Annotated in this window: 11 protein-coding genes; 4 read left to right on the top strand and 7 right to left on the bottom strand. The window is 50.1% G+C overall.

What is annotated here, in order from left to right:
- Positions 1-52 precede the first annotated feature (52 nt).
- Together pabB and ACJJI0_RS03610 are read left to right on the top strand one after the other, a co-directional pair.
- Positions 53-1,384: an aminodeoxychorismate synthase component I gene (gene pabB / locus ACJJI0_RS03615; RefSeq protein ID WP_444884702.1), complete on the top strand. Its 1,332-nt coding sequence runs from the start codon at positions 53-55 to the stop codon at positions 1,382-1,384.
- Between the two features lie 167 nt (positions 1,385-1,551).
- Positions 1,552-1,848 (top strand): hypothetical protein, encoded by a 297-nt coding sequence (locus tag ACJJI0_RS03610; protein ID WP_444884701.1) that lies wholly within the window; start codon positions 1,552-1,554, stop codon positions 1,846-1,848.
- Positions 1,849-1,875: 27 nt separating this feature from the next.
- On the opposite strand, the gene cysB is transcribed toward ACJJI0_RS03610, so the two are convergent.
- The 4 genes from cysB to ACJJI0_RS03590 all read right to left on the bottom strand — a co-directional run bounded on the left by cysB (position 1,876) and on the right by ACJJI0_RS03590 (position 6,025).
- Entirely contained in the window at positions 1,876-2,847 is a 972-nt protein-coding gene (gene cysB, locus ACJJI0_RS03605; RefSeq protein WP_252081816.1) for an HTH-type transcriptional regulator CysB, read from the bottom strand.
- Positions 2,848-3,056: 209 nt separating this feature from the next.
- A complete protein-coding gene (locus tag ACJJI0_RS03600) occupies positions 3,057-3,968 on the bottom strand; it encodes a 5'-nucleotidase (protein WP_252081817.1) in 912 nt (303 codons plus the stop codon).
- Complete coding sequence (locus ACJJI0_RS03595) at positions 3,968-4,648, bottom strand: TetR/AcrR family transcriptional regulator (protein ID WP_444884700.1); 681 nt, start codon at positions 4,646-4,648, stop codon at positions 3,968-3,970. The genes ACJJI0_RS03600 and ACJJI0_RS03595 overlap by 1 nt, the downstream gene beginning before the upstream one ends.
- Before the next feature lie 87 nt (positions 4,649-4,735).
- On the bottom strand, positions 4,736-6,025 hold the full coding sequence (locus ACJJI0_RS03590; protein WP_444884699.1) for an NAD(P)/FAD-dependent oxidoreductase: 1,290 nt from the start codon (positions 6,023-6,025) through the stop codon (positions 4,736-4,738).
- Between the two features lie 229 nt (positions 6,026-6,254).
- Here ACJJI0_RS03590 and ACJJI0_RS03585 point away from each other — a divergent pair, with 229 nt between their 5' ends.
- Both ACJJI0_RS03585 and ACJJI0_RS03580 read left to right on the top strand, forming a co-directional pair.
- Positions 6,255-7,589 (top strand): glutamine synthetase family protein, encoded by a 1,335-nt coding sequence (locus ACJJI0_RS03585; RefSeq protein WP_252081820.1) that lies wholly within the window; start codon positions 6,255-6,257, stop codon positions 7,587-7,589.
- A 434-nt stretch (positions 7,590-8,023) separates the two neighbouring features.
- Positions 8,024-10,147, top strand: a complete 2,124-nt coding sequence (locus tag ACJJI0_RS03580) for a M4 family metallopeptidase (protein ID WP_252081821.1) — start codon at positions 8,024-8,026, stop codon at positions 10,145-10,147.
- Positions 10,148-10,258: 111 nt separating this feature from the next.
- Here the strand turns inward: ACJJI0_RS03580 and ACJJI0_RS03575 are convergent, their stop codons facing one another.
- The 3 genes from ACJJI0_RS03575 to ACJJI0_RS03565 all read right to left on the bottom strand — a co-directional run bounded on the left by ACJJI0_RS03575 (position 10,259) and on the right by ACJJI0_RS03565 (position 13,729).
- Complete coding sequence (locus tag ACJJI0_RS03575) at positions 10,259-11,917, bottom strand: alanine/glycine:cation symporter family protein (protein ID WP_444884698.1); 1,659 nt, start codon at positions 11,915-11,917, stop codon at positions 10,259-10,261.
- 108 nt (positions 11,918-12,025) lie between these two features.
- Complete coding sequence (locus tag ACJJI0_RS03570) at positions 12,026-13,051, bottom strand: D-cysteine desulfhydrase family protein (protein WP_444884697.1); 1,026 nt, start codon at positions 13,049-13,051, stop codon at positions 12,026-12,028.
- Between the two features lie 87 nt (positions 13,052-13,138).
- Positions 13,139-13,729 carry an OsmC-related (seleno)protein gene (locus ACJJI0_RS03565; protein WP_444884696.1) on the bottom strand — a complete coding sequence of 197 codons (591 nt, stop codon included), beginning with the start codon at positions 13,727-13,729 and terminating at the stop codon, positions 13,139-13,141.
- Between the last annotated feature and the right edge of the window lie 91 nt (positions 13,730-13,820).

The raw sequence follows: 13,820 nt of genomic DNA, 5'->3' as shown, positions 1-13,820 counted from the left end.
GCCGCGACAAAGTGTGTAGTGTGCGCCGTCTTCCAGACTGCCGTGTTTTGATATGCAAATAGTCTCCCTGCCCTATTCACTCAATTCTGCAGCGGCCTTCAAGGCAATTGCGGATCTACCTGTGCCGGTATGGCTCGATAGCGGCCGACCTCTCAGCAGCGGAGGTCGCTACGATATTATCAGTGCCGACCCTCTTAACGCGCTGGAACTGGCAGCAGATAGCAGCGAGCCTTTCACTCGGGTAGATGACCTAAGTCGTGAGCTGTGCCCACAGGAGCGGGACTCACAACTGCCATTTTGCGGTGGAATCATCGGTTTTGCCGGTTATGAACTGGGCACCAGCGGTAACTTTTTGCCGGCGGATACCCGACCTACGGACCTACCGGCAGGCTTTTTTGGGCTCTATAGCTGGGCTTTTATTGCAGATCACCAGCTGGGCTCCAGCCATCTGGTTTTTCATCCTGCCTGCCCTGCCAGGCAGGTACAAGAGCTAATCGATCGTTTTAAATCGGTGCACTGGGAGCGAGAGCAGGATCCCGAGGGATTTCGCCTTTTAGCACCATTTGCCCACGAACTCAGTGTTGTTGACTATGAGGAGCGCATTGCGCGAATCCTCGAATATATCGCAGCGGGAGATGTCTACCAGGCAAACTTTACCCAACGCTTCAGCGCCCCCTACAAGGGCGATCTCTTTGGTGCCTACCTGGCGTTGCGTCGACGCGTGGCAGGGCCATTTTCAGCATTTATGGAAATGCCCCAGGGCAGCTTGTTGAGCCTATCGCCAGAGCGCTTTATACGTGCCGATGGCAGTAGCTTGCGCACCGAGCCCATCAAGGGCACCGCCGCCAGAGTAGCTGATCCGGTAGAGGACCAGCGTGCGGCATTTACCCTGCAGAGAAGCCCTAAAGATCGCGCAGAAAACCTGATGATCGTGGATTTGCTGCGCAACGATTTCAGCAAGTTATGCCGCCGTGGCAGCGTGAGGGTGCCGGAGCTATTCCAGCTGGCTAGCTTTGCCAATGTTCACCACTTGGTCAGCGTAGTGACAGGAGAGATGCATGAGGACTCAGCTTACAGCGACCTGTTAGCGGCCTGTTTTCCCGGAGGCTCCATCACCGGTGCGCCCAAACGCCGCTCTATGGAGGTCATTCGCGAGCTGGAAGGCAGCCCCAGGGGTATCTATTGCGGCAGCATCGGCTATATCAGTAGCTGCGGCCGCGCCGATACCAACATCGCCATTCGTACCTTTAGCGCCAGTAATGGGCGCATTACCTGTGCTGCCGGTGGAGGCATAGTCGCCGACTCTGACCCGACAGCAGAGTACAAGGAGTGCCTGGCCAAAGTGCGCTTACTTCTTGAAACCGCAGAGCAATTCCTAAATTGATCACCCAGCCCGTCAAAAATCACTGCCTACTGGGCTTTCTGTAGTCTTACTACAGCATTTTGGTTATAGAATTATCTAGGATTGATATTTCAAAGTTATTAGGCCATCTGATAGATTCAATGCCAGTAGTGCCAATTTCAGCGCTTAACTGGATCAAGGAATTTATTGTGAAGATCACACTAGTCAAAAAAGTACTCGCCGATGGCTCACCCTGCGCCAAATGCCGGGATGTGCAGGAAAAACTGGAAGTGAACGAGCAACTCAAATTTATCGATCAAACCTTGGTAGCTGACGTGCGCGACCCGCAAAGTGCCGGGATGCAAATTGCACAGCAATTTAATGTGGATCGAGCGCCATTCTTTGTGGTCGAGCGTGAAGGGCAAGAAGCAGAGATCTATACCGTCTACTTCAAATTTGCCAAGGAAGTTTTACAACCCCTGATCCAACAGGCAGAGGCCTCTTAGCCTCTGCCAGCCAGCTACACCGCAATACTAATAAACCGGCAGCTCTGTATCGGCAAATAGCGCATCTACCTCAGCTCTGGAAGTAGCATGCGCAGCTTGATCCACCAATTCCCGGGTGAGATGCGGAGCAAACTGTTGGATGAAATCATACATAAAGCCTCGCAGGAATATTCCCTTGCGAAAGCCGATCTTAGTAATACTGGACTCGAACAAATCACTGGCATCCAGGGCAACTAAATCTTCATCCTCACCATCCACCGCCATATCCGCCACTATGCCAATACCGAGACCCAGGCGCACATAGGTTTTAATAACATCCGCATCCGCGGCGGTAAACACGACCTTAGGCGAAAGCCCTTTCTCCAGGAATGCCTCATCCAATTTTGAGCGGCCGGTAAAGCCAAACACGTAAGTGACGATCGGATACTTTGCAACCTCTTCAAGATTCAGCTTGCTGACATGGCAGAGAGGATGATCTTTAGGCACCAAAATACAACGATTCCAGCGATAAACCGGCATCATCACCAAATCACTGAAAAGCTCTAGTGCCTCGGTAGCAATAGCGAAATCCGCAGTACCATCGGCTGCCATTTCCGAGATTTGCATGGGGGTTCCCTGGTGCATATGCAGCGATACATCAGGGTAACGGGAAATAAACAGCTTGATAACCGGGGGCAGCGCATACCGCGCCTGGGTATGGGTAGTGGCAACCGCCAAGCTGCCCTTCTTGTCATTGCTGAACTCCTGGGCAACCTGCTTGATATTTTCCACTTTGCGCATAATTTCGCCAGCGGTCTTGAGGATCGCCTCCCCCGCTGGCGTCACCCTGGTGAGGTGCTTGCCGCTGCGGGCAAAGATTTCCACCCCCAGCTCATCTTCCAGTAGGCGAATCTGCTTGCTGATGCCTGGCTGGGAGGTATAGAGGCTCTGCGCAGTAGCAGAAACGTTGAGATCGTGATGCGCCACTTCCCAGATATATCGCAACTGCTGCAGCTTCATAAGTCCTCCCTTTAATATCAATCACCCCGCCCCAGGGCGAGTGCAACTCTGACATATAAATTGTTAGTTATAAAAAACATCTTGAGTTATGCGAGAAAAGAATAGCAGCCAATCGAAGCCGGGGCCAACGGACAGATGAATATCCGGTGAAGAGCGGCGGGTGTCAATCGACTTTCCAGTATTAATTGGCCCCGAAAGGGCTCAAATACTCAGGCATCACTATTTGCGATATTGGCAATACCGTGCGGCACATGACCTGTAGCCACATGCTCAGCTGCGGAGGCACAGTGCGCCGGCTGGTCATCAAAGAACACATCAGCACCGAATGCCCGCAGAAACTCCCCCTTTGGAAGCCCTCCCAAAAATACCGATTCATCTACCCGGATGTCCCAGGCACGCAACGTACGGATTACCCGCTCATGGGCTGGCGCAGACCTTGCCGTCACCAGGGCGGTGCGTATTGGACAACTCTCTAAACCAAATTCCGCCTGCAATGTCTGTAAAGCTTCAAGAAATCCCTTGAAAGGCCCTCCACCCAGCGGCATCTGTGCAGAGGCTCGCTCTGCACGGGTAAAGGCATCCAGCCCATCCCGCTTGAAAATCTGCTCAGCCTCATCAGAAAAGATTACCGCATCACCATCAAAGGCAAAGCGCAAAACATCGTCTCGCTGTTCGCGGCTACCTCCGGCCACCAGAGTTGCCGCAGCAACACCCTGATCCAGGGCGCGACGAACATCCAAGCCATCAGTCGAGAGAAACAAGTTACAGCCAAATGGACCGATATAGCGATAGGGGCTTTCACCATTGCAAAAGGCAGCCCGGGTAATATCCAGACCATAGTGCTCAATTGAATTAAATACCCGAAGTCCTGTATCAGCGCTGTTGCGGGAAAGCAGGATGACCTCGACCCTGGGCTCCCCCTCAAGCTGCTCGTTGATTTTTAGAAATTTCTCTACCAGGTGGAAGGCATCTCCTTTCTGCAATACATCGTTCTCTCGCTCTACTTGATAGCGCGAGAAAGCTTGCAGGCCCAGCTCCTCGAAAACCTTATGGCTATCATTCAAGTCGAACAGTGCCCGAGAAGAAATCGCGATTACCAGTTTGTCCGGACGCATGGCCATCAGGGCGCCTCCACATCACTGAGCCCCTCGGGACTATTATCGCTTCCTCTGAGGTTCAACAGAGTGAAAAGCATTTGCTGTAAATCTTCACGGGTACGGTAAGCACGCACCTCTGCTTGGTTAACCATCACCAGCAATAGCGCATGGCAGCTTTCCAGTGTGAGCCGACCCAAGCGATTCATTTCATTGGGCGGGCAGGTAAAGCCCAAGCGATGGAACATATCCACCAGGTGCCCGATCACCAGCTCGTCATGGCTCTTATCCAGCTCGTGCAACTCGGGAATTCCCCACATAGCTTGGGCCAATGGCAGCAGTCCTCGCTGCTCACGGTACACAGCTAGAAGGCGCCCAACAAACTCATCAATAAAACTCCCAAGTGTCATATACTCGAGATCGAGCTCTGCCAGCTCAGCCATGGCCTCACTGATACTAGCGAGCCACTGCTCGCCCATAGCATAGAGAATCGCATGTTTATTGGGGAAATAATGGTAGAGGGAGCCCACTGAAATATCGAGCTTCCGCGCAATTAGGATAGTAGTGAGATCATCGAGCCCGACCTCTTCCAGGAGCCTCCCGGTGACATCGAGTATCTGCCGGGCTCGAGCCCGTGCACGGGCTTGGACCGGCTCGCGGCGAGGGGTTAATTGGCTTTTGCGCTTATGCTGTTCGGTACTGGACAAGATCGGTTTCCTAATGGCAACTCACAGCATCTTAACACCAAAGGAGTCGACAATTTCACCAGCAACAGTCCAGCCACCTCACCTCTTTCAATGCCCAAACCTATCAAGCAAACTGTGGTAAAGCATTCCCAGCACCAGGCCCGGCCAACGCAAAAGGGTTCCACCAGGAAAAGTCTCTGTTGGGATCTTCGTCATGATGTCAAAGCGCTCCTCAGTGCCAGCAATTGCTTCAGCGAGTAGTTTTCCCGCAAAGGTTGCAGTAGGCACCCCGTGGCCCGAGTAACCTTGACTGTAATAGATATTGGGCTCCAGGCGCCCCATATGCGGCATGCGATTCATAGTGATCGCCAGAGTGCCGCCCCAGCCATAATCAATTCGGGTCTGCTTTAGCTGCGGATACACCTGCAGCATTTTTTTCCGTACAAACTTGCGTATATCTGCAGGAAAGCTGGCCGTATAATTCTCACCACCACCAAAAATCAGGCGGTTATCTCCCGATAACTTCCAGTAGTTGATAACAAACAGTGTGTCCTGCACTGCATAATCATTGGCGATCAATTTTTGAGCAGCAGGCTCAGACAGAGGTTCAGTGGCCAGAACAAAATTATTGATTGGCATAATTTTGCCAGCCAGCCGCGGCTCCAAGTTTCCGAGATAGCCATTGCAGGCCAATATAACCTTAGCCGCCTTTATCTGCCCCTTGGCTGTTTCGATGGTACAGGAATTCCCTCCCCGATAGCTAGTCACTCTACTGTGCTCATAGAGCTCGACCCCAGCTCTGACACAAGCCGCCGCTAACCCAAGCCCATAGTTCAATGGGTGAAGGTGCATGGAGCCACTGTCAATTTGCGCGCCTAAATAACGCCTTGTTCCCACAAGGCCACCCACCTCCTGCTCATCGGCATAGCGCACACCCGAGTAACCATAACGCTCCTGAAGAAGCTCGGCTTCCTTGCGCAGGTAGTTGTCATGGCTGGGTTTAGCTGCGAGATGCATAATCCCTCGCTTCAGGTCGCAATTAATTTGATGCTTATCAATCAACTGCTCTACCAGCCGCACCGCCTCAAGGCTAAATTGCCAAAACCGCTTGGCAATCTCCACACCGAACATTTCTTCCAAGTCACTTTGGCAGCGCCGTTGCCCAACCCCAACATGTCCACCATTGCGACCAGATGCGCCCCATGCCACACGCTGCGCTTCCAAGACAGACACTTTGTAGCCCCGTTCCGCTAAATGCAACGCTGTGGAGAGCCCGGTATAGCCGGCCCCAATCACACAAACATCCACCTCCCGGACACCATCCAGCTGGGGATAGGAGGTGAGCGGATTGGCACTTGCTGAGTAGTAAGAATCTGTATAACCAGAGGTGGTTTTCATCAATGCAGCCCTTCAAGGCGTTGAGTATGCGGGAAGCTCTAAAATAGTTCGGCCCCGAGAATAGCAAAATGGTAATTCCCTTTTACCTGCCGTGCCAGGCTTCCCATAAATCTCAAAACATATCCGGCAAGTCATTATTTTTGCCTGCACTGGCGGCTACCGCCAATGTGAGGGTCAGGCATATACTGGTACGACATGTAGATGGAAACACACTGGGTAACTCTAACAAATGGACAAGATTACAAGCTGGCTCGCCGAACACGATATTGCCGAGGTGGAGTGCCTGGTGCCGGATATGTCGGGTAATGCCAGAGGCAAATTTACGCCTACAGATAAATTCCTTACCCAGGACAGCCGACTTCCAGAAAGTATCCTTGTGCAAACCGTTACCGGCGACTATGTCGATGAGCACAATGAACTCGTGGACCCAGCAGATACGGATATGTTGCTGGTGCCAGATCCCGATTCCGTTCGACTTAACCCCTGGGCCAATGATCCCACTGCTCAAATTATTCACGATTGTTATACCCGGGATGGTCAACCACATCCGATTAGTACGCGGAACATCCTCAAATTCGTTTTGGAAAAATATAAAGAGAAAGGCTGGAAACCAATCGTTGCTCCGGAGGTAGAGTTTTACCTCATAAAGCGCAATCTTGATCCAGATGAAAAACTCTCAGCACCCGTTGGCAGATCTGGCCGCACGGAAAAAACCAGACAGTCTTATAGCATCGACGCTGCCAACGAATACGAACCCATTATTGAGGATATGTATAATTTCTGTGAGGCGCAGGGGCTCGATGTAGATACCTTGATTCACGAATCAGGAACCGCGCAGATGGAAATCAATTTCCTTCATGGAGACCCACTTCAACTCGCCGATCAAGTTTTCACCTTTAAACGCACCGTCAGAGAAACTGCTCTGCGCCACGGAATTTATGCCACCTTTATGGCCAAACCCATGGAGGACGAACCCGGCAGTGCATTACATCTTCACCAAAGTGTTGTTGACTTAAAAACAGAGAAGAACATATTTGTAGACGACCATGGAAATGAAAACGATAGCTTCATGTATTTTATTGGCGGTATGCAGGAGTACACTCCAGGATTCATTAGTTTTCTAGCCCCAAATGTCAATTCTTATCGACGCTTCACTCCCGAAATGGCCGCCCCGACAAGCCTGCATTGGGGCTATGACAATCGCACTACCGGCCTTAGAGTTCCCGACAGTTCACCTCAAGGAAAAAGATTGGAAAATCGTTTTCCTGGTGCCGACTGCAACCCTTATCTCGCCATTGCGGCTTCTCTCGCTTGCGGTTATCTCGGTATGATCAATAAGGTAGCGCCTAGCGCACCGTATCAGGGCGACTGCTCCAAAGAGACCATTACCTTACCCCGCACTCAAGAGCACGCCCTCAATCTTTTAACGGAATGTGAAGGCGCCGCTGAAATGTTTGGCAAAAAATTCGTAAAAGCATGGAGCGCAATAAAACGTGATGAATACGAGGAATTTAACCGAGTTATCAGTTCTTGGGAGCGGGAATATCTACTTCTCAACGTATAGATAATCCCAAAAAATATTTTTGAGACTTTTCTGAAATTTTATTCTCGGCTGGCGCACCACCCTTTTATCGGGTTTATTTAAGCGCATCAATTTGGATTCCTCGGCAGGATATTATTTGCTGATTTGTGACTAATTAAGCAAAAATATCGAAAACAATTCAAATATATGAGTTTGTCATCACCTTTTTGTTGCCACTAAGCACATGCAAGGTAATCTCAGGTTGCCCGGAATATTTGGGCAACCGGTTTGAGAAAGCGGACGTCAATGCCAATTATTGGCCCCACCCCAGATGCCCGGCCTTCTTCTGCTGTCTTACCAACCATAAAGACCGTTTGCATCAAGTTGCTGAAGCAATCAGTAATTCCTTACTGGATTGTTTTCCAGCTGCTGATGCTCGGTCGCTAATAAAAAAGTTAAATAAGGGAAAGCTAGCAATGAAGCATTTCATAGGACTTACCTGCACTTTAGCTATGGCTATTAGTGCGCAGGCTGCCGACCGTGTTCCAGCCACTCCAGATATGCTCTCGCCACAGACATTAAATACCGTTGCCGGATCTGATATGGCATTGGTAAAAATTCGTGAGCGTACTCTGGGAAATGGCAAAACCGTCGCCCGCTACCAACAAACCCACAAAGGCATACCCGTGTGGGGACAGACCGTAACCAGTTCTGGACAGGGACTCATTACCGAGATGCACGGTAATATCCTTACCGGACTCGAACTTGAAGTACCCACCGTGCGCGCGGCAATTGACGCGGGCAATGCCCTTGATCGCGCCATGAACCATCAGGTTTCACTGCGCGCACAACAGGGAGTGATGTCGGGTGCTTTATCACTGCCAGTGCTTAAGCTGGAGGCCAAAAACCAGAAAAAAGAACTCTATGTTTACATCAATGAACAAGATGAGGCTCGCCTGGCCTACCTGGTGAACTGGGTCGAGTATGGAGACGACCCCAAGCGCCCCTTCTACTTTATTGATGCCATGACCGGTGAAGTGATTAAGCATTGGGATGGCCTCACCTTCCAAGATGCACAAGGTCCTGGCGGCAATGTAAAAACGGGCCGCTATGAATATGGTACCGATTTCCCCTCCATGCAGGTTGATGCCAACTGCCGTATGGATACTACCAACGTTGAAACTGTGAACCTGAATCATGGAACCAGTGGCGGTAGCGTCCATCAATTCAACTGCCCCTACAATGATCACAAAGAAATCAATGGTGCTTATTCACCGCTAAATGACGCGCACTATTTTGGTGGCGTGGTCTTCGCGATGTTCAGTGACTGGTACAACACTTCACCGCTGACTCAAAAGCTGCGCCTTCGCGTGCATTACGGTAATAACTACGAAAATGCTTTCTGGGATGGCAGCCAGATGACCTTTGGCGATGGGCAAAACACCTTCCACCCCCTAGTCAGCCTGGATGTTACGGCTCACGAAGTCAGCCACGGCTTTACCGAGCAGAACTCTGGCCTAGTTTACAGTCAACAACCAGGGGGAATTAATGAAGCCTTCTCCGATATCTCTGGTGAAGCCGCTGAATACTTTATGACCGGCAGTAACGACTGGCTGGTTGGAGCCCAGATTTTCAAAGCCAATGGCGCCTTGCGTTATTTTGAAGACCCGACACAGGATGGACGCTCCATTGGCCATGCCGATGATTATTACAGCGGTATGGACGTACACTATAGCTCCGGTGTCTACAATCGAGCTTTCTATCTGATCGCCAATACCAACGGCTGGGATACTCGCAAGGCATTTGATATTTTTGTCCTCGCCAATCAGATGTACTGGGGCTCAAACTCTGACTACGATGAGGCTGCCTGCGGTGTTGAGCAAGCTGCTGTAGACCTAGGGTACAGTAAAGCGGATGTTACAACCGCCTTCAGTACCGTAGGAGTTACCTGTGATAACACTCCACCACCTCCTCCTGGAGAGCTTGAAAATGGAGTTTCCGTTGACAACCTTGGTGGCGGCTCTGGCGATGAACTCCATTACACCTTAGATGTTCCTGCTGGCGCTACCGGCCTAAGCTTTAATATGTCTGGAGGTACAGGTGATGCGGACCTCTATGTACGCTTTGGCTCAGCACCAACCACCAGCACATACGACTGCCGTCCCTACACTACCGGCAACAATGAAACCTGTGAGATCTCCAACATACAAGCAGGCACCTACTATGTGATGGTGCGTGGTTATAGTTCCTTCTCCGGTGTCAGTCTGGTAGGTAGCTTCACCGACGGTGGCGGTGGCAACCCCGGCGGCTGGGAAAAAACCAATCTGTCTGGCTCCGCTAATGCCTGGCAGCACTTTACCCTGGATGTGGACAGCGGTATGTCATCCCTGAAAGCGGTGATGTCTGGTGGCAGTGGGGACGGTGACCTCTATGTTCGCTTTGGCTCAGCACCAACTCGAAACACCTGGGATTGTCGTCCATATAAATGGGGTAATGATGAGAACTGCAACATCAGCAACCCACAAGCAGGTACCTGGTACATTAGTATTCGCGGTTACCAGACATACTCCGGTGTAGCACTCAGCGCCCAAGCAGAATAAGCTTATCTGCTGAACAATCTGGCCCCGTTGCCATACCAATAGGGCCAGACAATAAAAAAGGCAGCCACTAGGCTGCCTTTTTTATTCTAGGAGTAACCCTTGCAAGCCAAGTTACTTATGGCTGGGATCCTTCCAATAATCCTTCACCGTTGACTTCATCTCCTTCGCCAATATCGTAATACCAAACAGGTTCGGTAAGGTCATAATGACGATGGCTACCGCAGACAGGTTCCAAATAACGGTGGTGTCCTCAATCGCCGCCCAGAAGAAGGCAATCACATACACAATTCGGTAAGGCATTACCGCCTTGGGACCAAACAGGTAGATCATAGAGCGATCACCATAGTAGGACCAAGCGATAGCGGTCGAGAAAGCAAACATGAGAATACCCAGAGTTACAATCAAGCCACCGTATTCTCCGAAGAAACCGCGCTGGAAAGCTTTACTGGTCAATGCAACGGAATGAACCAGGGATTTACCCCAAATATCCACATCCTCATTAGCAAACTTACCATCAACAACATTAAGCACACCGCTAAACTGATCTTCACCAACACGGAAATCCAGGTCTTCTGCAATTGAGCGTGCATGAATTAGGGTGAAATCCTGCAGGTTTAGAGGCTGCCCATCAGTGACAACCACTGATCCGTTATAGGGCTTCACATCACTGGGTTGACCACTTAAGTAATTAAACAGCTGTTTAACCTGCTTGGGGTCACTCTCTTCGTAGCGACCTTCGACAACATATGTGTCAGCCCCCTCAAACAGGTTTTCGTGTTTTTCAGTCCATACACCGGAAGATAAGATTACCAAGCCAGTCAGAGTACAGATAATGATGGTGTCGATAAACGGTTCCAGTAGTGAAACCATGCCTTCGGAAACAGGCTCATCGGCACGTGCGGCGGCGTGAGCAATCGGTGCAGAGCCCTGCCCCGCCTCGTTGGAGAAGAGGCCACGATTCACACCACGGTTAAAGGCATAGGCAAAACTGGCTCCGAGGAAACCACCTACAGCAGCACTTCCAGTGAAGGCATCACGGAAAACGGCCACAAATGAAGGGATGATATTTTCTATATTGTAGAAAATCACACCCAACGCACCAATTACATAGATCAGTGCCATTGCCGGAACGATAGTGGAGGTAACCTTGGCAATTCGGGTAATGCCACCGATGATCACCATCCCCAGCAGGATAGCAAGCACACCACCAGTGAGCGCTTTCTCAATACCGAAAGAATCGTGCATCGCCTGGGCAATATTATTCACCTGGGGCAAGCTTCCGGTACCGAAGGAACAAATTACTGTGGCGATGGCAAATAACACTGCCAGCCACTTCATATTGAGACGGCGCTCCATATAGAACATAGGACCACCTGCGTAGTAGCCATCTGCCGCTTTAATACGATATTTATGTGACAGTGTGACTTCGACAAACTTGGTTGTCATCCCCAGGAAGGCAGTCATCCACATCCAAAACAAAGCGGCCGGACCACCCAGGAAAATAGCCAGGCCAACACCACCGATATTACCGGTACCTACAGTTCCTGAAAGAGCGGTAGCCAGTGCTTGGAAGTGAGAGGTATCTCCTGGGTCACCGGGTTTATCATATTTCCCCTGGACAATCTTAATCGCATGTCCAAAGTAACGAAATTGCGGAAACCCAAGATAGATAGTAAAAAAGAAACCTACCCCGAGCAGCACCCACGGGAACCAAGGTGCCGATCCGAGCATACCGTCCAACGACAGTAGCAGCTGATTAAAGGAATCCAAACTAACCCCCCACTTCTCTGAACCAATTCTGATTGTTTTATATACAGCTACAGCTGTAATTTGTTGCGCAGGTTAGCAGCTTCCGAAGCACTAGAACAGTAAAGGGGCCTAAACCCTATTAAAAGAGAAGTTATGACGATAGGGGAACAAGGCAAACTGCCCCCCCGAATGCAGAAATACCAGGTTACTAGATCCTTTATAATGGCCTTTTCTCAATTCTTGCATCAGCCCATAAAAAGCTTTACCGGTATATATAGGGTCCAACAAGATTCCCTCTAGAGCAGCAATCTCTTCAATCATTTCGTAGATTGGAGGTTCAGCCTTGGCATACCCCGGCCCAATATAGTCGGCGTTCACATGCACTTGCAGAGATTGCAAATCCACAGGGTTTCCCGATAGCCTGCTCCAATGGCGGATATCCTCTCTCACTTTGGTTTGAAAATAAGTGGCATTATCGCAGACAGCATAACCTGTGACCTGAACACCAAGCCCCAGCAGATAGCACCCCATCGTTAAACCCGCCTGGGTACCTCCACTGCCAGTGGCACACACAATATGATCCGGCCGGAATCCTCTCATTCGACAATCTGTAATAAGTTCTTGCGAAGCCGAGAGATACCCCCACAATCCCAGACCATCGCTGGCACCAATAGGAATACGGAAGGGAATGTGCCCGCGCTTCGAATATTGATCGGACCAAAAATTGAACAACCTCTTGAGATCTTTGGCAAACTCTTCAGGCGAATGGATGCTCACTTCTGCCCCCGCCAACTGATCCAGCAGTAGGTTTCCATCTGCTTGGGCTAAGGGCTCACCACGCAATAACAGGTGCACTTTGAGTCCTAAGCGAGCACCGACAAGTGCAGTGGTGCGGCAATGATTGGACTGAATACCCCCAGCGGTGATCAAGGTATCGCTGCCCTGCTTTAAGGCCTCAGCAACAACAAACTCAAGTTTTCGCAATTTATTACCTGACATCCCAGATTCAGTCAGGTCATCCCTTTTTATCCAAATTCTAGGGCCACCAAAAGGAAAGGAATATTGTTTACTAATCCTATCCAGCGGCTGTATTGGCGTGGGAAGATGGGCTAAACGTATCCGCCTAGGTAAAGAAATCGGCAAACTGCCAGGCATAGCAAGCTCCATTGCAAATACCAAAAAGGCTTATCGGTAAAGGCATAAAGCCTTGCCTATGCTAAATCTATCGTGAAGGTATCAACTCTAGGGCTCGTTAAAAACCAATGTAATCTTGGCAGGAACAGCATTTACTACAGTCTGTAAACCCATGCAGGCAGCGCGGCAAACTCCCACCATTCTCTCAATCGCTTCCCTCGACTCTGCAGATTTAACAAAAACAACAGTTTCTACTCCTTCACAGACCCCCTTAGGTGGAGTATCGGTACATTCCTGCATTTTGTACACCTCAGCCTTAAAACGCATCTGTTGCTCAATCTTGACACTTTCAACATCCAGTTTGTTCTGATTAATGTAGATGCTGATATGACTGAGAAAACAAAAAGCAATACCTGCTGATAGGTAATCAAGTGGTGCCGGTGCGCTATCCGCACCTCCAATAATGGTGCCTTCGTCGCAGAGTAATTCAAAAGCACTACATCCCGGTACGTTCGCTTGTACAGTGGCAGTCTTCAGGTATCCCTCTTCCAAAGCTGCTTTAGCCGATAGGTTAACTTGAAAGTGAAAACTTCCCCGCTCTTTAACTGGTGTATCCACTTGAATTTTGGATAACTTAGGAAGTGCCGTAACTTTTCTAACAATGGCTGCTTTCAAAGCATTTTGGCTATCGCTTTGCATATGGGGCCTCCTGAAAATTTCTAAATCAATTAACCAGAAGTATCGCCCGAGAAAATCTCACTTGCCGAAAAACGAGAAAGCCCGGCATATG

The sequence above is a fragment of the Microbulbifer mixtoriginis (SeqCode) genome (assembly GCF_052466695.1).
This window is presented reverse-complemented; position numbering and strand designations above follow the sequence as displayed.

Excerpts from the sequence above, each read along its gene's own strand:
- pabB (WP_444884702.1), top strand. The coding sequence starts at position 53 with ATGCAAATAGTCTCCCTGCCCTATTCACTCAATTCTGCAGCGGCCTTC.
- cysB (WP_252081816.1), bottom strand. The coding sequence starts at position 2,847 with ATGAAGCTGCAGCAGTTGCGATATATCTGGGAAGTGGCGCATCACGAT.
- ACJJI0_RS03600 (WP_252081817.1), bottom strand. The coding sequence starts at position 3,968 with ATGGCCATGCGTCCGGACAAACTGGTAATCGCGATTTCTTCTCGGGCA.
- ACJJI0_RS03590 (WP_444884699.1), bottom strand. The coding sequence starts at position 6,025 with ATGAAAACCACCTCTGGTTATACAGATTCTTACTACTCAGCAAGTGCC.
- ACJJI0_RS03585 (WP_252081820.1), top strand. The coding sequence starts at position 6,255 with ATGGACAAGATTACAAGCTGGCTCGCCGAACACGATATTGCCGAGGTG.
- ACJJI0_RS03580 (WP_252081821.1), top strand. The coding sequence starts at position 8,024 with ATGAAGCATTTCATAGGACTTACCTGCACTTTAGCTATGGCTATTAGT.
- ACJJI0_RS03570 (WP_444884697.1), bottom strand. The coding sequence starts at position 13,051 with ATGCCTGGCAGTTTGCCGATTTCTTTACCTAGGCGGATACGTTTAGCC.
- ACJJI0_RS03565 (WP_444884696.1), bottom strand. The coding sequence starts at position 13,729 with ATGCAAAGCGATAGCCAAAATGCTTTGAAAGCAGCCATTGTTAGAAAA.